This window comes from Persephonella marina EX-H1 (assembly GCF_000021565.1).
GTDB lineage: Bacteria > Aquificota > Aquificia > Aquificales > Hydrogenothermaceae > Persephonella > Persephonella marina.
Window position 1 is genome coordinate 241,261 of sequence record NC_012440.1, and the last position, 19,351, is coordinate 260,611.

At 37.6% G+C, this 19,351-nt stretch carries 20 protein-coding genes and 2 tRNA genes; 12 read left to right on the plus strand and 10 right to left on the minus strand.

Features of this window, described 5'->3' with window-relative positions:
* Nucleotides 1-966: a class 1 fructose-bisphosphatase gene (gene fbp, locus PERMA_RS01315; protein ID WP_012676407.1), complete on the plus strand. Its 966-nt coding sequence runs from the start codon at nucleotides 1-3 to the stop codon at nucleotides 964-966.
* Here the strand turns inward: fbp and PERMA_RS01320 are convergent.
* Together PERMA_RS01320 and PERMA_RS01325 are read right to left on the minus strand one after the other, a co-directional pair.
* On the minus strand, nucleotides 956-2,755 hold the full coding sequence (locus PERMA_RS01320; protein WP_012675461.1) for an EAL domain-containing protein: 1,800 nt from the start codon (nucleotides 2,753-2,755) through the stop codon (nucleotides 956-958). The genes fbp and PERMA_RS01320 overlap by 11 nt on opposite strands.
* Nucleotides 2,749-3,792: an alcohol dehydrogenase catalytic domain-containing protein gene (locus PERMA_RS01325; RefSeq protein ID WP_012675315.1), complete on the minus strand. Its 1,044-nt coding sequence runs from the start codon at nucleotides 3,790-3,792 to the stop codon at nucleotides 2,749-2,751. The genes PERMA_RS01320 and PERMA_RS01325 overlap by 7 nt, the downstream gene beginning before the upstream one ends.
* A gap of 101 nt (nucleotides 3,793-3,893) precedes the next feature.
* Between PERMA_RS01325 and crcB the strand changes: the two genes are divergently transcribed.
* The 7 genes from crcB (at nucleotide 3,894) to trpE (ending at nucleotide 8,042) form a co-directional block, all read left to right on the plus strand.
* The gene (gene crcB, locus PERMA_RS01330; RefSeq protein WP_015899036.1) at nucleotides 3,894-4,268 is read left to right on the plus strand and encodes a fluoride efflux transporter CrcB; all 375 of its coding nucleotides are present in this window, start codon (nucleotides 3,894-3,896) and stop codon (nucleotides 4,266-4,268) included.
* Nucleotides 4,269-4,277: 9 nt separating this feature from the next.
* Nucleotides 4,278-4,604, plus strand: a complete 327-nt coding sequence (locus PERMA_RS01335; protein WP_012675800.1) for a DUF190 domain-containing protein — start codon at nucleotides 4,278-4,280, stop codon at nucleotides 4,602-4,604.
* A 69-nt stretch (nucleotides 4,605-4,673) separates the two neighbouring features.
* Nucleotides 4,674-5,252, plus strand: a complete 579-nt coding sequence (locus tag PERMA_RS01340; RefSeq protein WP_012676924.1) for a hypothetical protein — start codon at nucleotides 4,674-4,676, stop codon at nucleotides 5,250-5,252.
* 92 nt (nucleotides 5,253-5,344) lie between these two features.
* On the plus strand, nucleotides 5,345-5,602 hold the full coding sequence (locus PERMA_RS10725; protein ID WP_041530854.1) for a hypothetical protein: 258 nt from the start codon (nucleotides 5,345-5,347) through the stop codon (nucleotides 5,600-5,602).
* A gap of 129 nt (nucleotides 5,603-5,731) precedes the next feature.
* A complete protein-coding gene (locus PERMA_RS01350; protein ID WP_012675552.1) occupies nucleotides 5,732-6,190 on the plus strand; it encodes an Hsp20/alpha crystallin family protein in 459 nt (152 codons plus the stop codon).
* A 48-nt stretch (nucleotides 6,191-6,238) separates the two neighbouring features.
* Entirely contained in the window at nucleotides 6,239-6,514 is a 276-nt protein-coding gene (locus PERMA_RS01355; RefSeq protein WP_012676932.1) for a hypothetical protein, read from the plus strand.
* Between the two features lie 37 nt (nucleotides 6,515-6,551).
* Nucleotides 6,552-8,042, plus strand: coding sequence for an anthranilate synthase component I (gene trpE / locus PERMA_RS01360; protein ID WP_012675821.1), 1,491 nt, complete (start codon nucleotides 6,552-6,554; stop codon nucleotides 8,040-8,042).
* Here trpE and dapE read toward each other — a convergent pair.
* From dapE to PERMA_RS01385, 5 genes are all read right to left on the minus strand, one after another.
* On the minus strand, nucleotides 8,039-9,100 hold the full coding sequence (dapE, locus tag PERMA_RS01365) for a succinyl-diaminopimelate desuccinylase (RefSeq protein WP_012675402.1): 1,062 nt from the start codon (nucleotides 9,098-9,100) through the stop codon (nucleotides 8,039-8,041). The two genes, trpE and dapE, sit on opposite strands and share 4 nt — an antisense overlap.
* Nucleotides 9,097-9,882, minus strand: a complete 786-nt coding sequence (locus PERMA_RS01370) for an IclR family transcriptional regulator (protein WP_012676772.1) — start codon at nucleotides 9,880-9,882, stop codon at nucleotides 9,097-9,099. The genes dapE and PERMA_RS01370 overlap by 4 nt, the downstream gene beginning before the upstream one ends.
* A 22-nt stretch (nucleotides 9,883-9,904) precedes the next feature.
* Nucleotides 9,905-9,983: transfer RNA gene (locus PERMA_RS01375), tRNA-Asp, on the minus strand.
* An 8-nt stretch (nucleotides 9,984-9,991) separates the two neighbouring features.
* Nucleotides 9,992-10,065 (minus strand) — tRNA-Val (locus PERMA_RS01380).
* 30 nt (nucleotides 10,066-10,095) lie between these two features.
* Nucleotides 10,096-10,911: a radical SAM protein gene (locus PERMA_RS01385; protein WP_012676674.1), complete on the minus strand. Its 816-nt coding sequence runs from the start codon at nucleotides 10,909-10,911 to the stop codon at nucleotides 10,096-10,098.
* 88 nt (nucleotides 10,912-10,999) lie between these two features.
* Here PERMA_RS01385 and alaS point away from each other — a divergent pair, with 88 nt between their 5' ends.
* Nucleotides 11,000-13,636, plus strand: coding sequence for an alanine--tRNA ligase (gene alaS, locus PERMA_RS01390; protein ID WP_012675483.1), 2,637 nt, complete (start codon nucleotides 11,000-11,002; stop codon nucleotides 13,634-13,636).
* A 38-nt stretch (nucleotides 13,637-13,674) separates the two neighbouring features.
* The gene (locus tag PERMA_RS01395; protein ID WP_012675295.1) at nucleotides 13,675-14,103 is read left to right on the plus strand and encodes a PPC domain-containing DNA-binding protein; all 429 of its coding nucleotides are present in this window, start codon (nucleotides 13,675-13,677) and stop codon (nucleotides 14,101-14,103) included.
* Nucleotides 14,104-14,106: 3 nt separating this feature from the next.
* Here the strand turns inward: PERMA_RS01395 and PERMA_RS01400 are convergent, their stop codons facing one another.
* Nucleotides 14,107-14,628 (minus strand): YqhA family protein, encoded by a 522-nt coding sequence (locus PERMA_RS01400; protein WP_015898906.1) that lies wholly within the window; start codon nucleotides 14,626-14,628, stop codon nucleotides 14,107-14,109.
* 100 nt (nucleotides 14,629-14,728) lie between these two features.
* Between PERMA_RS01400 and ccsA the strand changes: the two genes are divergently transcribed.
* Nucleotides 14,729-15,529: a cytochrome c biogenesis protein CcsA gene (gene ccsA / locus PERMA_RS01405; protein ID WP_012676295.1), complete on the plus strand. Its 801-nt coding sequence runs from the start codon at nucleotides 14,729-14,731 to the stop codon at nucleotides 15,527-15,529.
* Here the strand turns inward: ccsA and pyrE are convergent.
* Both pyrE and PERMA_RS01415 read right to left on the minus strand, forming a co-directional pair.
* Nucleotides 15,519-16,070 (minus strand): orotate phosphoribosyltransferase, encoded by a 552-nt coding sequence (pyrE, locus tag PERMA_RS01410; protein ID WP_012675679.1) that lies wholly within the window; start codon nucleotides 16,068-16,070, stop codon nucleotides 15,519-15,521. The two genes, ccsA and pyrE, sit on opposite strands and share 11 nt — an antisense overlap.
* Before the next feature lie 10 nt (nucleotides 16,071-16,080).
* A complete protein-coding gene (locus tag PERMA_RS01415) occupies nucleotides 16,081-16,821 on the minus strand; it encodes a nitrilase-related carbon-nitrogen hydrolase (protein WP_012675530.1) in 741 nt (246 codons plus the stop codon).
* Nucleotides 16,822-16,950: 129 nt separating this feature from the next.
* Here PERMA_RS01415 and purL point away from each other — a divergent pair, with 129 nt between their 5' ends.
* On the plus strand, nucleotides 16,951-19,206 hold the full coding sequence (gene purL, locus PERMA_RS01420; protein ID WP_012676381.1) for a phosphoribosylformylglycinamidine synthase subunit PurL: 2,256 nt from the start codon (nucleotides 16,951-16,953) through the stop codon (nucleotides 19,204-19,206).
* The last annotated feature ends 145 nt before the right edge of the window (nucleotides 19,207-19,351 follow it).

Consider the following 19,351-nt stretch of genomic DNA (forward strand, 5'->3'; position numbering starts at 1 on the left):
ATGGCTGAGAAAGGTATGGATCTAAATAGATTTATTCTTGAGGAGGAGAGAAAGCATCCTTCAGCCTCAGGATCTCTATCACTTGCCCTTATGGCTATAGAGTCAGCTGCCAAGATAATAGCTTCACATGTAAGGATGGCAGGTCTTGCTGATGTACTAGGACAGGCGGGGAAAGTAAATGTTCAGGGAGAGGAAGTCCAGAAACTTGATGAGCTTTCAAACACAGTTATGCTCCAGCATCTTCTTGACAGTGGACAGTTTTACGCTCTTGCTTCTGAGGAGCTGAATGAACCTGTTTACTCACACAAGGGAAAGGATGCAAGGTATGTTATAGCTTTTGATCCACTTGATGGATCATCAAATATAGACGTTAATGTTAGTATAGGAACGATATTTTCCATACACAGAAGGATAGGGGATGGTATTGAAAACTTCCTTCAGGAAGGGTACAAACAGGTTGCCGCAGGTTATATAATATACGGCTCATCCGTTATGTTTGTTCTAACAACAGGAAACGGTGTTAACGGCTTTACTTACGATCCTGCTGTTGGTATGTTCCTCCTTTCACATCCTGATATAAAAATACCTGAAAAAGGAAAAATCTACTCTATAAATGAGGCAAACGCACATAAATGGACTGATGAGGGTCTAGTAAGATATATAGATAAGCTTAAAGAGGAAGGTTACACATCAAGGTATATAGGATCAATGGTTGCGGATGTCCACAGAACACTTATAAAAGGTGGCATGTTCGGTTATCCTGCAGACAGGAAAAATAAGTCAGGAAAGTTAAGACTTTTATACGAAGCTGCTCCTATGGCTTACATAATAAAACAGGCAGGTGGAAAATCTACAACCGGGAAGATGGATATACTTGATGTTAAGCCTGAGGATATACACCAGAGAGTGCCTGTCTTTATAGGAAGCAGGAAGGAGATAGACCAGCTTCTTGAGTTTATATCTTAAATTTAGGTTTGTCTATATAAAAACCCTGAACATAGTCTACACCTAAATTCTCAACGATCTGGTATATCTCTCTTGAGTTAACAAACTCTGCTACAGTTTCTATACCGAGCAGTTTTGACATACTTATGATTGATTTGACTATAAGGAGATTTTTACGGCTTTTCTCTAAATTTTTTATAAGACTTCCGTCTATCTTTATAATATCAACAGGTAGTTTGGTCAGATATGAGAAGTTTGAGTATCCAGAACCAAAATCATCTATTGATATATAAAATCCTTCCCTTTTCAGAGTCTGGAGTATGTCCTGTGCATATCTTATCATTCTGCTCATATCCTCAGTTTCTGTAAGCTCAAGTATTATCTTGTCCGGTGAGACGCCGGATCTTTTGATCTTTTTTATTGTGTAATCTATAAAGTTCTTTCTCAGGATATCTGTTATCTCTATATTTATTGATATCTTATATCCTGTATTTTTTATTGCTTCCACAACCTTGTCAAACATTATATTTGACAGTTTTGGATAAAGACCTGTTTCTTTTGCAGGTGTGAGAAAGTCTCCGGGAAGGTAAACCTTCCTACCTGATTTTATTCTCATCAGGGCTTCGTAGTACTCAGATCCTGTATTCAGGTTTACTATCTTCTGGAATGCTGGTATCACCTTGTCATTTTCAATAGCCTTCTGTATGACCTCAATACTTTTAAGCTCTTTTTCCATCTGGGGCAGAATTGTGTCCTCATATATGATCAGATCCTTTTCCTGGTAGGCTGTTTTTTTGAATGCTATCATAGCCCTTTCAAGGAAGTTTGAGTCTATCTTTTTTATTATGATAAATTTTACCTGGACGTTTACAGTAACATACTCATTTAGAACTTCGTGAAAAACCTTTATTCCTGACTGGAGAAATTTGACTATATTTCTGTAAAAGTTTATTGACTGGTCTTCATTATTGAAAACTATAGCGAATTTGTCTCCGAAAATCCTGTAAACATTCTCAGATAGAGATTTTTTCTTTAAAAGAATTGCAAACTCCTGAAGAACTTTATCCCCAACCTGAGGACTGTATATCTCATTAATAAATCTGAAGTTTTTAAGGTTTATAAGCAGACATGATCTGTTCTTAAATTTTGGCAGATCATTAAGAAACTTTTTCCTTGTGAAAAGACCTGTAAGCTCGTCTACCGAGTACTGGTATTTCTCGTAATATATCTTGTTAAGCCAAAGAAGTCTGCTTTTCAGCACCTTCTTTAAAAATGGATCAAGAGGTTCCTTTTCACTCTGGACAATAATCTGGTACATTCCTGTTTTTAGAGCGTATGTCTCTCCCTTGCCAAAAGATGTGCTGAACTCATCTACTTTTTTGAGTTTTCCAAGTGATGTTGTAATGCTGAACTTATCAATCCCTGTATTCAGGATTACCTTATTATTCTCTACGACGGCGTACTTTTTGTTTTTAAGGAAAAGAAAGAAATCTTCTAAGCTTCCTTCCCCTGAGAAGAATATCTCATTTGCCCTGAGTATAGTCTCCAGTTCCTTTTCTAAGATACTTAATTTTTTTACCTTATGGGATGAGTTCTGGAGTGATTTTAGAATATCCTCAAGTGATTTTTTTATCAGATGCTGTTTTTTGTATGAGATATCGCCCTTTATAAGTAGAAAATACTGGTTCAGAACAGGTATCTTTTTGTAGTCAGAGTATTTATTCAGAATATCCCCTTTTCCTCTTGATACAACCTTTACATCCTCAAGCTCAAATCCCTCTTTTATACATTCTGATATGGCCTTTAACATCTTACAACTATCCTCACAAAACTTTCCTTTTCAACCTCAGCTCTGTAATAACCTTCTTCTATGATCTTTTCAAGGGTTATCTCCTGAATAAGAGTTTTAAAATTTATCCTGAGACTTTTTAATACCTCAGGCAGTTCATCTATCAGCTTTAATGAGTATGCCATAGAGGATATTATATTCTTTTCATTAAATGTAAGTTCCGAAGGTATAAACTCAACAGGATGGAAGTAGCTTCCCACACTTATTAGAAAACCCCCTTTTTTGATGTAATCAATTCCCTCAACTATAGCAGACTGTGTTGAAAGAGGATCCATCCCTGCAGCATCTATAACAATATCAAAACTGTTTTTTTTAAGCTCCTTTTTTTCTACAGTTCTGAAGCCTACCTCTTTTGCCTTTTTCATTCTGTACGAGAGTATATCATTGATAACAACATCAGCCTTAACATAATCTCTCCATACAGCTCCTACAGAGATACCTACTGGTCCAGCACCTAAGATAAGTATCTTTTTTTCCTTGAAATCCTCTTTTCCGTTGTAATGTCTGTAGATATCAAATGTGTTCATACCAACAAGTATAGGTTCTATAAATGTGAGCAGTTCCTCTTTTTCCACAGGAAATATATTCTTAACATTAACGACAGAGTACTCAGCAAATCCACCATCAAGTCCTAAAAGGCCGTGATATGCCATCTTTTCACACAGATTCTCCTTTCCTTTTAAGCAGTGTTCACACTTCCCACAGCTTATTAATGGCAGAACTGCTACCTGCTTTCCTATTAAAGATCTATCAACCCCCTTTCCAACATCCTCAATTATCCCTCCGTACTCCTGACAGGGGATTAAAGGGATCGCTTTTCCTGTAAGTGGATGTGGTTCTTTGTTTATAAAAAATGGTCCTTCAATAAACTCGTTTATCTGGGTCTGGCTTATCCCAGCCTGTGTTACCTTTATAAGTACCTCTTCTTTTTTAGGTTTTGGTTTTGGTAATTTTTCTAATCTAATGTCCCTCTGATTATAAAACCTTAAGGCTAACAAGTTATACCTCTATCATATATAATGATTGTATAAATATATAATTCGGTATAAAAGGAGTAAAAGTTTAAACTGGATTTTTATATTTACGAAAAGGTGTTGTTATGGAGTATATTTACGTTATGATAGGCGGTAGTCTTGGTGCTGTCTCAAGATTTTTTATATCTAACTATGTGAACAGAAATCTTCCCCTGGACTTTCCTGCAGGGACGCTTGTTGTTAACTCATTAGGTTCTTTTATTCTTGTCTTTTTCCTTATTCTCAGTATAGAGAAACTCAGTATTGATCCTGTATGGAGGCTTTTCTTTGCTGTTGGTTTTCTTGGAGCATTCACAACTTTCTCAACATTCTCATACGAAACTATAGCTTTATTTCAGGACGGGGAGTATACAAAGGCTATGCTTAACATTATATTGAATAATGTGGTCTCAATTACAGCAGGAATATCAGGACTATTTCTCGCAAGGGTGATTGGTTAGAGGTGAACTATGAAGATAGAAGGAGAGGCTCTTCTTTTGAGAATATTTATAGGTGAGAGCGACAGGGTGGAAGGTAAGCTTCTGTACAGAAAGATAGTTGAGATACTCAGGGAAAATGATATTGCAGGTGCTACCGTTATAAGGGGAATAATGGGTTACGGTGCTTCAAGCAGAATTCATACAGCCTCTATACTCACACTCTCTGGTGATCTACCTGTTGTTATTGAGGCTGTTGATAAGGAAGAGAAGATAAAAAGGGTTATACCGATTATTGAGAAGTTCATAACAAAAGGACTTATCACCCTTGAAAAGGTGAATGTTATAAAGTACATATAGCCTTATATAGATCATAAAAATATTCTCTCCTTAGTTTTATCATTTATAAAATCTTTCTTGGGGAAGATAATGTATATCGGTATAAATATAAGCGGCAGAAATCTTTTTACTGTAGCTGTTATAGAGGAAGACGGGAAGATTTCCAGTATAAACCATTTCTGGAAAGAGGGCCTTTACTGGTTCCTGGAGCATTCAAAGGTGAAGGTTGCTGTTTTAAATCTTAACTTCAGGGAAAGAGGTTCAGATCTGAAGTTCAGATATCTTACAGATCTTATGAATGTCCTTCTTGAGAGTTTTGAGTTTGAACAGATGGAAGTAAAAAAGGTTTATGAAAATGGCAGGTTTGTTGGGGTTACAGATACTGATCTATTTTTTGAACAGGCTGTTAGCAGAGATCTTCTTCCGGTTGAGACGAGGGAAGGTGTTGAGCAGAGGATATATACCCTGTCAAAAGCTGGAATCTATGTAGATGAGAATCTTTTCTCAACGGATATGGAAAGACTCAGATCAGAGGTGAATGCTGTTGTATCTTCGTACACGGCTCTTTCGGTAGAGATGGGAAATTATTCATTTAAAGAGATTGAAGGGATAGAGGTCTTGGTTCCTGAGTACAGGTATGTTCCAAAAGCTGAAAGGAAGTATTTATAGAGATCTTTTAACTTCAAAAATTTAAAGATCCTGAAATTTAGTCCGGTCTGATTTATATTCAATCTTAAAGAATCTTTCAAAAGGAGTTAGCTGTGAGACAGATTATCCTCTTTCTTTTTCTTATTCCCTCATTCTTATATGCTGATGATTTGTGTGACTTTGTCGGTAAGTTAGTAGTTGAATGCTATCATAAAAGAGAAAAAGGAGAGTTAAAAAGCTGTAATGTTAAGATATACGAGATTCCTGCTTTAAATAGAGCTTGTCAGGTTGGATGTCTGTCAGAATCTCTTTATGAAGCAAATCTTAGTAGCGAGTTGCTGAAGAGTGAATGTGAAAGCGGCTATTTTTAACAGGTGTAAATTTTTTCCTAATCATTAGATTTATTAGTGAAAGTATTGTAAATATACCCTTGAAAAGATTTGAGTATGATATTATTATATTATATATAAAAATGATTATAAAAATCGGAGGTGAGGAAGATGGAAAGAAGAAATATCCCAGCAACATTTACATGGAATCCATTCAGAGAGCTTGCAAGAATTGAGCATGAGCTGAACAAGATATTTAATGAGCTTGTTCCATCAACAGTTAAAGGAGAGGTTGTAGAAGTAAGAACATGGAATCCCAGAGTTGATATCTACGAAAAGGATGATAAGCTTGTGATTGAGGCTGAAATACCTGGAGCTAAAAAAGAGGATATAGAGGTTAAGATCAAAGACAATAGCGTAATTATTAGAGGTGAGGTTAAGAAAGAAGAAGAGAAGAAAGAGGAGAACTACTACAGAAGTGAGAGATTCTACGGTAAATTTGAAAGGGTTATACCTCTCCCAGTTGAGATAAAAGCTGAAGATGCTAAAGCAACAATAGAGGATGGTATCTTAAAGTTAGAGATACCTAAAGCAACAACAGAAAAAGAGGTAAAAATAGAAGTAAAATAAGGGAGTTTCTCCCTTCCCCTTTTTTTAAATCTGTATTAAAATTTTTTTATGCTGAAAATATATTCCTATGATGAAACAGAATCTTCTATAGTTATTGAGGTGGGGAGTAGAGAGGGTATCAGGTTAGCCTCATCTATTCTTTCAAAGATCAATGAAGATCTTTTTGTTGATTGGGAGTATGTTTTGGAAGAGATAAATGAAAGGGTTAACGGCGGAATAGCTGATAAAAAGATCCATATATCAATAATTCCGAGAAAAGATAAGGACAGTCTTGTTATAGTTTCCCTTCAGCATGAAGAGGTTATGGCTATCATCCCTTCCTGATCTGTTATAATAATTCAAAAAGACGGCAGGTAATATAATGTCTGTAAATCTTACATTTCCTGAGTTTGAAAAGTTATCTGAGAAATACAATGTTATCCCTCTGTATAAAGAGATACTTTTTGATCTTGATACGCCATTATCTGTCTTTGCAAAACTTAAATCTGAGGACAGGTTTAACTTCTTACTTGAGAGTGTTGAAAAGGGAGAAAATGTAGGCAGATACTCATTTATAGGCTCTTCCCTGCCTGTTTATATAAGAACAAAGAAAAATTATGTTGAGTATTACGATAACGGGAGAATAAGCTACAGTTATACTGAGGACCCTATAGATGAGCTTAAAAGATTCCTCGCTAAATTCAAGCCTGCAGACCTTCCAGACCTTCCACCTTTCTGGGGAGGGCTTGTAGGTTATTTAGCATATGATGTTATCCATTTTTATGAGCCCGTTCCTGATGAGAAGCCTGATACATTAAATCTTCCGGATCTTTTTTTCTTCCTGAGTGATGAGATTATAGCCTTTGATAATGTTAACAACAGTATAAAGATAATAGTCTCTGCGATCATTGATGGGGATAGATCTTTAAGGGAAGTTTATGATGAGAGTATAAGGAAGATAGAGGAGATTGAGGATAGACTTTCCTCAGAGGTAAAGATAAAGAGGATATCCCTTAAGGAAAAGAAGGATGTTGATATAAAAAGATGGAGATCAAACTTTAAAAAGGAAGATTTCTTAAAGGCTGTTGAGAAATGTAAGTTTTATATAAAGGAAGGGGACATAATACAGGTAGTAATATCACAGAGATTTCATAAAAAGCTCAGGACAGATCCTATTAATGTTTACAGGGCTGTGAGGGCTATAAATCCTTCCCCGTACCTTTTTTATCTTGATTTTAGAGATATAAAGCTTATAGGATCATCACCTGAGATACTTGTTTCTGTGAAGGACGGGAAGATACTGACAAAGCCTATTGCAGGTACAAGACCAAGGGGGAAAACGGCAGAGGAGGATAAGAAGCTTTCTGAGGAACTTCTGAATGATGAGAAGGAAAGGGCAGAACATCTCATGCTTGTTGATCTTGCGAGAAATGATGTAGGTAAGGTATCAAAATCAGGAACTGTGAAGGTTGATAGATTTATGTATATAGAGTACTACTCACACGTTATGCATATAGTTTCTGATGTTTCTGGACAGTTGAGGGAGGATCTTCATCCTTTAGATGTTTTAAAGTCTGTTTTCCCTGTTGGAACTGTAAGTGGAGCACCTAAGGTAAGAGCTATGCAGATCATTGAAGAGATAGAGCCTGAGAAGAGAGGTCCTTACGCAGGAGCTGTAGGCTACATATCCTTCAATGGAAATCTTGATACTGCTATAGCTATAAGAACAGCTGTTGTCAGGAAAGATGATGTTTATATCCAGGCAGGTGCTGGGATTGTTGCTGATTCAGTTCCTGAAAGGGAGTATGAGGAGACTGTAAACAAGGCGAAAGCTATGATGAAGGCTGTTGAGCTTGCTGAGGAAGAGGATTAACCCTCTAAAAAATCCCTCAGTATATCAAAGTTCTCATAAAGATTTTTTAAAGGAATATACTCATTCTTCTGGTGAGCCTGAGCTGGATCTCCAGGACCAAAATTTACAGCGTCTACACCATAAAGTGAAAGTCTCGCAACATCTGTCCATGCCTGTTTTGCCTCAACCTTAAGAGAAAATCTGTTTATAAGCTCCTGCAGAACAGGGTTATCAAGGCATACCTTTCCTGAGGGACAGAGATCTGTAAACTGAACCTCAGCCTCGCCTTTTACAAGATCTAATACATCCTTTTTTGCTTCCTCTATACTTTTTCCAGGTGCAAACCTGTAGTTAACATTTATAACAAACCTGTCAGGGATTATATTTCTCCCACCTGAGTAATCAACCATTGTTGCATTCATAACCTCAACAAACTTAAGTCCGCCAAATGTATACTCCTTCCATTTAAGTTCAGAAAGCCTTTTAAGAAAGTCTGCAGATCTGTGTATAGCATTCTCACCCTGCCACGGTCTTGCTGAGTGGGCTCTTTTTCCTTTGAATATTACAGATGCATGCATAGTTCCAAGACATCCAACCTGTATATTGTTGTTTGTTGGTTCAAGAACGACAGCAAGATCTGATCTCTGGATGATACTGAAATTTCTGAGCAGTGGTTCAAGACCGTTCTCATCGTAAGGTCCTTCTTCCCTCTCATAAAACACATAGATACAGTTAAATCTTTTATCCCTGTCTTTGAAATACTCAGCAAGAGCCATCATAACAGCAAGACCACCTTTCATATCGGAAGCACCAAGACCGTAAAGCCTGTTATCAATGATCTTCCCTGTAAACTCATTCTCACCTGGAACGGTATCCAGATGTCCTATAAATGAGATCGTTTTTTTATCAGGGTTTATGCTGTCAAAAGCGATGATAGAGTTGTTGTATCTGATTATATTCTCTTCAGGAAAGAGCTTTTTTAAAAAGTTTTCAACGTAGTCAGCAATATCCCTCTCATTTCCAGTTACAGATGGGATATTTACAAGATCTGTCAGATAATCTTTCAGCTTTTCTCTCATTCCTTTGAGTATCCGAGTTTCTCAGATAGTTCTGAGGCTTTTTTAATAAACTCGTCCTTTACTTCTGTTATTAATCTTTCCTTTGGAACCCTGTATGATGGGGCGGAAAGTGTTAAAGCTGCTGCCACCTTGCCTGTGTGATTTCTAACAGGGACAGAAAGACATTTAACCTCTTCTTCCCATTCCTCATCATCTATAGCATATCCCTGCTCTTTTACCTTCTTTATATGCTCAAGGAGAAGGTTTTTATCTGTTATCGTTTTGTTTGTGTATGGTATGAGTTTTACCTCTTTAAAAAACTCCTCAAGCTCATCCTGATCCATCTCCGCAAGATGGATCTTTCCTGAGGCTGATGCGTACATTGGTAGGAGTCTTCCAACCCTCGATCTTACAAGAACAGATCTGTTTACCTCATAAGAGTCTATATATACGATCTCAAAACCACTTCTTAATGCAAGATAAACATTCTCTTGAAATTTTTCACCAAGATACTGAAGATAAGGTTTTGCCAGTTTTCTTATCTCAACGTGTGATATGTATGAGTATCCTACCTCAAAATTCTTTATACCGAGTGAGTATGTTTTTTTCTTTTTATTAAAATCTATGTAACCTCTGTTTATAAGAACCTCAATTATCTTTTCTATCTGATAGTGAGAGCCTTCTATTCTGCTTTCTATCTCCTGGAGTTTGCTTTCTGGATACTTTGCTAAGAAAAAGAGAATATCAAAGGCAAGATCTACATTATGGACTATATACTCTGTTTTTTCTCTTTTTCTATACATGAGATGCTCTTTTTTAATGTAATGGCGGAGCCGACGGGATTCGAACCCGCGACCTCCGGCGTGACAGGCCGGCGTTCTGGGCCAAGCTGAACTACGGCTCCGCATTAAGTGGGCGGTATAGGATTCGAACCTATGACCCCCTCCTTGTAAGGGAGGTGCTCTGGCCAGCTGAGCTAACCGCCCAATCAGGACAAATATAATATAAACTTTTTTTTATTTTGTCAAGACAGTTCTGTTTATCATTAAAGTTCCGCAGCCGCCTATCTTTCTTGTTCTGTACCTGTTTGAGAGTGTAACCCTTATCCCATTCTCTCTAAGCTGTAAGAAAACCCTCTCATACTCCTCATCAGATGTTGATCTGTAATCAATACCATCTATCTCGTTGTATTTCAGCAGGGAAACACCTACCTGAAGATCTCTGGCAATCTGGGATAGCTTCTGTATCTCTTCCTCAGAGTCATTCACACCACCAATCAGGAGGTATGCGATACTGTACATCTTCCTTTTTCTTCTTGATAGTTTTGACAGATGATCCTTAAACACATCCAGTATCTGGTCTAAAGGCTGACCGTAAGGTATGAGCTGTTTTCTTTTTTCATCTGTTACAGCGTGAAGAGAGAGACTTACGCCGTTGTGTGGTAGTTCAAGCAGCTCTTTAAAGTTTTTAAGTGGAAAACCTGTAGTGTAAAAAGATGCTTTCAGTCCTATATCTTTAAAATGGTAAAAAGCCTTTTTAACATTTTCCCAGTTTAGAAGGGGCTCCCCTATCCCTGCAAAAGCTATATTTTTTATTTCCATTCCTTCTGAAACGGCAATTCTGTACTGATCTATTATCTCATCGTATGAGAGATTTCTTATAAGACCGTTCATACCTGATGCACAGAATGAGCATCTTACAGGACAGCCAAGCTGTGATGATACACAGAGAGTATCACCTCTGTAATAAACAGACTCAACTGTGAAATGATCTTCCGTTTCTATCTCAAAAAGCCTGTTAAGACTGTCTTTTATAATATCCTTTAACTTCATGAACAGTAATATATCCCTGTTGGAGTTTTTTTTCAATTTTAATATGTTTTATAATTATTTTTCACATAAAAGTAAACCGGAGGAAGATTTGAAGTTTCTTACAGCAAATCAGATCAGGGAGAGTTTCTTAAGATATTTTGAGGAAAGGGGGCATACAAGGGTAAAATCTGCTTCCATAATACCTGAGACAGATCCAACACTACTGTTTGTGAATGCAGGGATGGTTCCCTTTAAAAATGTATTCCTTGGACTTGAGGAGAAACCTTATAAAAGGGCTGTATCCTGTCAGAAGGTTTTCAGGGTTTCAGGTAAACATAACGATCTTGATAATGTTGGATATACACCGAGACACCACACATTTTTTGAGATGTTAGGTAACTTTTCTTTTGGTGATTACTTTAAGAGAGAGGCTATCCAGTTTGCATGGGAGTATCTGACTGAAGTTTTAGAGATACCTGAAGAAAAACTGCTTGTTTCTGTTTTTGAGGAGGATGATGAGGCTTTTGAGATATGGAATAAGGTTATAGGTCTTCCTGAGGAGAAAATTCACCGACTTGGTGTTGAGGATAACTTCTGGTCAATGGGTGAGACGGGACCCTGTGGACCGTGTTCAGAGATATACTATGACAGAGGAGAGGCTTTCGGAAATCCAGAGCTTGGATCACCCGAGGATATAAGATACCTTGAGGTCTGGAATCTTGTTTTTATGCAGTACAACAGAGATAAGGACGGAAGGTTAACGCCACTCCCAAAACCTAATATAGATACAGGAATGGGACTTGAGAGGATAGCATCTGTTCTCCAGGGTGTAAACTCAAACTATGAGACAGACCTTTTTATGCCTCTTATAGAGTTTGCACAGTCTGTATCAGGAAAGAGTTATGATCCTGAGGATCCAGGATCTGAAAATACTGTTGCGATGAGGGTTATCGCTGATCATCTCAGAGCTATAACATTCCTTATATCCGACGGTGTTTTCCCTTCAAATGAAGGAAGGGGATACGTTCTTAGAAGAATACTGAGAAGGGCTTTAAGATACGGAATGGAGCTCGGCATAGAAAGACCTTTCCTTTTTGAGGGTGTTGATGTTGTTGTTGACATAATGAAAGAGCCTTACCCTGAGCTTATAGGAAACAGAAGTTTCATAAAAAATCTTGTTAAGTCTGAAGAGGAGAAGTTTATAAAAACATTAAGAAAAGGCCTGGAGATACTTTACGATATAATTCAGAAAGCTAAAAAAGAAGGAAGAAATCATATAACAGGTAAAGAGGCATTTTTACTTTACGATACGTACGGATTTCCGGTGGATCTTCTTGAGGATATAGCGAGGGATAACGGTTTTGGCGTTGATATAGCAGAGTATTACAAACTTCTTGAAGAGCAGAAGGAAAGGGCGAGAGCTTCATGGAAATCACAGGCGAAGGAGATAAAACCTGTATATCTTGAGCTGAAAAATAAGCTTCCTGAGAATGTTTTTGTAGGATACGAAAGATTAGAGGTTGATGATGCACAGATCCTTTCTGTTCTGAAGGAAGATAGAGAGGTTGACACACTCCATGAAGGTGAGACAGGTGAGATAGTTCTTGATGTAACCCCATTTTACCCTGAAAAAGGCGGTCAGGTTGGAGACAGGGGAATAATTGAGGGTGATGGATTTTTATTTGATGTTGTAGATACACAGACACCTGTTGAAGGGATTATAGTTCACAGGGGAAAGGTTATACACGGTACTGTTAAAAAAGGTGAGACTGTATCTGCAAAGGTAGATAAGGATACGAGACTTGATATTATGAGACATCACACAGCAACACACCTTTTACATGCTGCACTTAGAAACCTTCTCGGAGATCATGTTAAGCAGGCAGGATCACTTGTTCATCCTGATTATCTCAGGTTTGATTTTACCCATTTTGAGTCCCTAACTGATGAGGATATAAAAAGGGTTGAGGAGCTTGTAAATGAAGAGATAATGAAGAACGAGCCTGTTATCTGTAAGGAGATGCCTTATGATGAGGCTATAAAATCAGGAGCTATAGCCATATTTGATGAGAAGTATGGAGATACTGTGAGGGTTATATCGGCAGGAATATCAACTGAGCTATGTGGTGGAACTCATGTGAGCAGAACGGGTGATATAGGATACTTTAAGATAATATCTGAAACGGCTGTTGCTTCAGGAACAAGGAGGATTGAGGCTGTTGCAGGAAGAAAGGCTGTGGAAAGAGGCCTTAGAGAACATTTCCTTATTGAGAATGTAAAAAGAGCTCTTACTGCGAAGGAAGATGAGATAATAGACAAGATAGAAACACTTAAGCTTAAGCTTAAAGAGGCTCAGAGGGAGATAGAGAACATAAAGAAAAAGTCTGTTGTTGATAGAATTACAGATATACTTACAGTGGAAGAGAAGGAAGGAATAAAGATAGCATACGGCTCAGTTGAAGGATTACAGCCTAATGATCTTAGAGATCTTGCGGATGTTGCAAGATCAAAACTTGGAAGATCTGTTGTTATGATAGCATCAGTAGATAAGGAGAAGAACAAGGTTAACTTTATTGTTGCAGTATCAAAGGATCTTACTGACAGAATAAAGGCAGGTGAGATAGTAAAAAAAGTTGCTCCTGCATTAGGTGGAAAAGGTGGAGGGAGACCTGATATGGCACAGGGTGGCGGAACTGAACCATCAAAGCTTAAAGAGGCCTTCAATATCTTCCGAAAAGAGATCTAAAACCAGATAATAAAACTCAGTATTAATAGAGAGTATTTATGAACTACAAAAAGATAGATGATATTTACCTCCTATGCCTTCAGGAGGGGGAAAGGGTAATAGGATCAATAGAGAGGTTTGTTGAGACAGAAGGGATAATCTCTGGATTTTTCTGGGCTGTTGGTGCTATAAGAAATGTTGAGCTGGGAATATTTGATATAGAGGAGAAGGATTACATAAAGGCTATCTTTAAGGATTATTACGAAATAGTCTCCTGTCACGGAAATATATCTGTTGATCCGGAAAGTAAAAAACCTGTAATACATACACATATATCAATAGCTGACAAAAACTTTAAACTTTTTGGTGGGCATCTTTTTGAGGCTGAAGTGACGGTAACATTTGAGATGATTTTACTTCCTGTTACCGTCCCGATTCACAGAAATATCAATCAGAAATTCAATCTGAAGCTGTGGAAGGTTATATGATTACTATTTTTTATCCTTTCCTTTATGCATCATATATATGGAAAGTGAGACAAGAAATATACCCATACTTAAGAAGAGAAGGCTTTTAATATCTTTGTACTGAAAATCTATAGCATACTTAAAGAATGTAACTATTAGAACCATAAGAATAACCTTGGCGAGCTTCTCCTTTAACTGGTCAAGTGTATGTATCTCAAGTATCTTTGATGACTTTTCCTCCTGTTCAATATAATCAATCTTGCTTATAAAAAGCTCATAAAGACCTATACCAAAAATGAGGAGAACGGTTGCTATAAGATAGATATCAACAGCTGTAACTATATGTTTTATCGCGTACTTATAAAAATCCTCAAATACTTCCTTTTCTCCAAATAGTTTGACAGATCCTTTAAGAACATAAACGATCTCAAAAGTTCCTATAAGAACAAGGACGAAAGCTGCGAATATACTTGCCACAACAGCTAAAAATATCATAAGTCTGCTTTCCCAGAGCAGTCTTTCAATTATCTTTTCAATAAGGCCCAAAGAAAAACCTCCTTTTATATTCTATTTTTGGTTAATAGATTATACTATTAAGAGTGTTACCGTGTATAATATTTGTCATGTAGTATAAGAGGAAAAAAGGATGCTGAAAATAATACTGGTAGCCTCCCTGATGTCCTACTTTTTATCATCCCTTGTTTTCTGGATGTACATATTTACAAAGAAAAAGATCGGAGAAAGGGTAGGTTTCTCATTTTTTGGTATAGGATTTCTTTTACAGCTTCTTTATATAGGGATAAGGGATATACAGGAGAAGAGTTTTGCTGTTGCAACAGCAAAAGAGCTTCCATTTTTCCTCGCTTTTTTACTTGCTGTTGTTTTTTACGGACTGTCTCTCAAGTATAAAAAACAGCTCAGGGATTTTGGATCTATATTTGCACCTATAAATGTTTTTCTAATAGCTATGACACTTCCAAATGTTGGGACCGATCAACAGCTTTATAAGAATTTCTGGTTTTATGCCCATGTTATCCTGTCTATGATGGCTTACGCTTTTATAATTGCAGCTGCTGTTGTTGCATTTGTGTATATACTTACAGAGAGGGATCTTAAGAAGAAAAAGCTTGACTCATTTCTTGTTTCTAAATTCTCATCTTCTCTTGTTCTGCTCCAGGATATAGAGTACAAATCAAATGTTCTTGCGTTTATAACACTATCACTTGCACTTATAGCCTCATCTGTATGGTCAAGTGTATATCTTGGGAAACACTGGATATGGGATCTTAAACAGCTTGCGCTTTCATTCCTCTGGATTTACTACGGTTTTATAATACATATTATGGTGATAAAACATGAGAAGGGTAAGAAAGCCTCCTATCTGACAGTTCTTGGAGGCTTTTTCGCTTTTATTATCTACTGGTTTGTGAAACATCCTATCTATTGAGAAATTCCGAGATCTTAAATACAGGGAAGAAATCAAACCCTTCTTTTCTTATGTTCTCCTCTCCACCTTCCTCTCTGTCAACTATCGCTATTATACCTAATATCTCAAGTCCAAAATCTCTGGCAACTTTTGCTGCCTTTAGTGATGATCCTGCTGTTGTAACAACATCCTCAACAATAAAAACCTTCTCTCCTGGCTTGACGTTTCCCTCTATCTGTTTTCCTGTTCCGTGTCCTTTAGGCTCTTTTCTTACAACAAAAGGTTTTATAGGTTTTCTGTTTATGTATGAGATCAATGCTGTAGCGTAAGAGATGGGATCAGCACCAAGTGTGAGACCACCAACGGCATCAGGATTTCTATCCTTTATCATCTCAAATATAAGATTGCCTATTATAAAACCACCTTCAGGATCAAGTGTTATCGTTCTTAAATCCATATAGTAAGTACTCATCTTTCCAGATGAGAGTTTGAATATAGGCCTGTCGGAAACCTTTAAAGCCCTTTCATTTATCATCTCTTTAAGTCTTTCCCTGTAATCCAACTTATACCTCCTATATATCCATCCTTATTTTTCTTCTTATCTTGTAGATATCATTAAGATTTATATCAGCCTCAATCATTCCCTCCTCTTCATCGATAAAGGCAAGGGGTTCACCCCAGGGATCGTATATTCCTGAGCTTCCTGCGTAATCAATATCTCCTATCCTCCCCGTTGTGTTGCTCACTATAACAAATGCCTGATCCTCTATAGCCCTTGCCTGTGAAAGTATCTCAAGATGTTTTTTACGTGGTTTTCCCCACTGTGCAGGAACGAGTATGATCTCAACCCCTTTTTTCCTGAGTGTATAGGAGATATTTGGAAATCTGAGTTCAAAACATATCATTATCCCAAGATTCCCGTTTGAGCTTTCTGTTACATCAAAATTTTTTCCTGCCCTGTAGTATTTGTGTTCTCCTGTTGGCCTGAAGAGCTTTACCTTCGCCTGTTTGTAAACGATCTCACCATTGTCTATAACGAATGCCTTGTTGTATATCCCGCTTCTTGACTTCTCGGGTAGTGTTCCTGATATAACAAGATGTTTTTCATGTGATATCTTTTTCAGCTGTTTGTAAATGGAAGGTGTTTCTTTAACATGTATGTCTAAATTTTCGTTATCAAAGCCGCAGCTGAACATCTCCGGAAGTAGTACAAGGGAACCTTTCTTAACCTTTTTTATATATGAGAAAACCTTTTCAATATTTTTTTCTGTATTTCCAAGCTCAAGATTGACCTGTAAGGCATAAACGAGCATACACAACTCTCCGATTCCGTTAGTGTGAATAAAGATTTTATCATAATATTGTCCTGATAACTCATTACCTGTTTGTTAAGGATTAAATCCTGATAAAATATTAGTTGATTAAAATTTAAGGAGTAATGGATGGAAGAGAAAGTTCTTTCAGCACATGGACTGACTTTAGATGAGTATAAAAGGATAGTTCAGCTTATAGGCAGGGAACCTAATGAGGTTGAGCTCGGTATATTCGGTGCTTTATGGAGTGAACACTGTTCATATAAATCATCAAAGCCTTTCCTGAAGGTATTTCCAACAGATGCACCATGGGTTATACAGGGACCTGGAGAGAATGCAGGTGTTGTTGAGATAGATGATAAGTATGCTGTAGCTTTCAAGATAGAGAGTCATAACCATCCCTCTTATATAGAGCCTTTTCATGGAGCGGCAACAGGTGTTGGTGGAATTATAAGGGATATTCTCTCAATGGGAGCAAGACCTGTATGTGCTTTTGACAGCCTCAGGTTTGGGGATGTCAGAAATGATGGAAAAAGAAAAAGCATAAAGGATGCAAAACCTATAGTTCAGGGTGTTGTTAAAGGTATTGGATTTTACGGAAACTGTATAGGTGTTCCAACAGTTGGTGGAGAAGTCGTATTTGATGAGGTTTATGCTGGAAATCCCCTTGTAAACGCCTTCTGTCTTGGGATACTTGAGAAGGACAAGATGTTCAGAGCGAGGGCTACAAAGGTAGGACAGAAGATGGTTATGGTAGGCTCCTCAACAGGTAGAGATGGGATACATGGAGCAACAATGGCATCAGCTGAGTTTTCTGAGGAGTCTGAATCAAAAAGACCTAATGTCCAGATAGGTGATCCATTTTTTGGGAAAAGGCTTATTGAGTGTACTCTTGAGGTTATGCAGAAAGGTCTTATTGTAGGATGTCAGGATTTTGGAGCTGCTGGTTTTGCAGGATCAACATCAGAGTTTGGATCAAAATCAGGAATGGGTGTGAGGGTCTATCTTGAGAATGTTCCTTTAAGGGAAGAGGGAATGACACCTTATGAGATACTGCTATCTGAATCACAGGAAAGGATGCTATATGCTGTTGATGAGGAAAATGTTGATCAGGTTATAAAAATAGCAAAATCCTACGGTCTTGAGGCAGCTGTTATAGGAGAGACAACAGACACAAAAAGGATGGAAGTTTTTTATAAAGGTGAGAAGGTGGCTGATCTTCCAATATCAGCTATCGTTGATGATGCACCTGTTTATAACAGACCTAGAAAGGAGCCTGAGTATCTTAAGGAGACAAGAGCTTTTGATCAGAACAGTCTCCCTGAGGTTGATATTAAAGAGGCTATTAGGACAGTTCTTTTTTCACCAACGATAGCAAAGAAGGAGTGGGTTTACAGACAGTATGACCATGAGGTTGGTATAAACACTGTTGTGAAACCTGGAAGTGATGCTGCGGTTTTAAGGGTAAGATGGGCTGTTAAGCCTGAGATAAACTCTGAAAAAGCTGTTGCCATATCGTCAGACGGAAATGGGAGATGGGTATACCTTGATCCTTATGAAGGCGGCAAAAGGGTTGTTGTTGAGGCTGTGAGAAATGTTTATATATCTGGGGCAAAACCCCTTGCGATAACTGACTGTCTTAACTGGGGAAATCCTGAGAATCCTGAGATAATGTGGCAGTTTGAACAGGCAACAAAAGGGATGGCAGATGCCTGCAGGCAGCTTAACACGCCGGTTATAAGCGGTAATGTCTCCCTGTACAACGAGACGGTTTTACCTGATAGAAGGATAAATATATATCCTACTCCTACTGTTGTGGCTGTAGGTGTTCTTGACAGACCTGAAGATGCTATACCTTCCTTTTACCAGGAAGAGGGAGATATTGTTGTTCTTATAGGTGAGTTAGACAGAAATCCTACAGTTAACGGCAGTGAGTATCTTAAAGAGGTTCACGGAGTAGTTTCAGGGTCTATACCACCTGTAAATATTGAGATAGAGAAAAAGATGATGGAATTTATTCATAAGAACAGGGATAGGATAAAATCAGCCCATGATGTATCGGATGGTGGGCTGATAACAGCCATACTGGAATCAGCATTTGGAGAGGAAAGAACATTTGGACTTGATATACAGATAAAAACGGATCACAGACCTGATTTTGAGCTTTTTGATGAGATGAGGAGTATTGTTGTTATATCAGCTTCAGAGGAAGATATCCCCTATCTTGAGGCAAAGGCAAGGGAACTTGCTTTAGGCTTCAAGGTTGTAGGAGTTGTAAAGGACAGCTCTTATCTTGATCTTAAGATAGGAGATCTCCATATAACTGACAGTATGGAAGAGTTGAGAAAAGGTTGGGAAAACAGGCTTAAAGATCTACTTGGATAACCTCAAATTTTTAATTTTGATAAAGGTCAATTTTTTACAGGGAGTATTCTGTTAAACTTTCAGGAAATATAAAAATATAAAAAATATATATCAAGGTACACGTCCGTTAAAAACCATAAAAGATCTGCTGGGGGATAAGTCTGTA

Coding starts and splice junctions, on each gene's coding strand:
- fbp (WP_012676407.1), top strand. CDS start 1: ATGGCTGAGAAAGGTATGGATCTAAATAGATTTATTCTTGAGGAGGAG.
- PERMA_RS01320 (WP_012675461.1), bottom strand. CDS start 2,755: ATGTTAAAGGCCATATCAGAATGTATAAAAGAGGGATTTGAGCTTGAG.
- crcB (WP_015899036.1), top strand. CDS start 3,894: ATGGAGTATATTTACGTTATGATAGGCGGTAGTCTTGGTGCTGTCTCA.
- PERMA_RS01335 (WP_012675800.1), top strand. CDS start 4,278: ATGAAGATAGAAGGAGAGGCTCTTCTTTTGAGAATATTTATAGGTGAG.
- PERMA_RS01340 (WP_012676924.1), top strand. CDS start 4,674: ATGTATATCGGTATAAATATAAGCGGCAGAAATCTTTTTACTGTAGCT.
- PERMA_RS01350 (WP_012675552.1), top strand. CDS start 5,732: ATGGAAAGAAGAAATATCCCAGCAACATTTACATGGAATCCATTCAGA.
- PERMA_RS01355 (WP_012676932.1), top strand. CDS start 6,239: ATGCTGAAAATATATTCCTATGATGAAACAGAATCTTCTATAGTTATT.
- trpE (WP_012675821.1), top strand. CDS start 6,552: ATGTCTGTAAATCTTACATTTCCTGAGTTTGAAAAGTTATCTGAGAAA.
- dapE (WP_012675402.1), bottom strand. CDS start 9,100: ATGAGAGAAAAGCTGAAAGATTATCTGACAGATCTTGTAAATATCCCA.
- PERMA_RS01370 (WP_012676772.1), bottom strand. CDS start 9,882: ATGTATAGAAAAAGAGAAAAAACAGAGTATATAGTCCATAATGTAGAT.
- PERMA_RS01385 (WP_012676674.1), bottom strand. CDS start 10,911: ATGAAGTTAAAGGATATTATAAAAGACAGTCTTAACAGGCTTTTTGAG.
- PERMA_RS01395 (WP_012675295.1), top strand. CDS start 13,675: ATGAACTACAAAAAGATAGATGATATTTACCTCCTATGCCTTCAGGAG.
- ccsA (WP_012676295.1), top strand. CDS start 14,729: ATGCTGAAAATAATACTGGTAGCCTCCCTGATGTCCTACTTTTTATCA.
- PERMA_RS01415 (WP_012675530.1), bottom strand. CDS start 16,821: ATGCTCGTTTATGCCTTACAGGTCAATCTTGAGCTTGGAAATACAGAA.
- purL (WP_012676381.1), top strand. CDS start 16,951: ATGGAAGAGAAAGTTCTTTCAGCACATGGACTGACTTTAGATGAGTAT.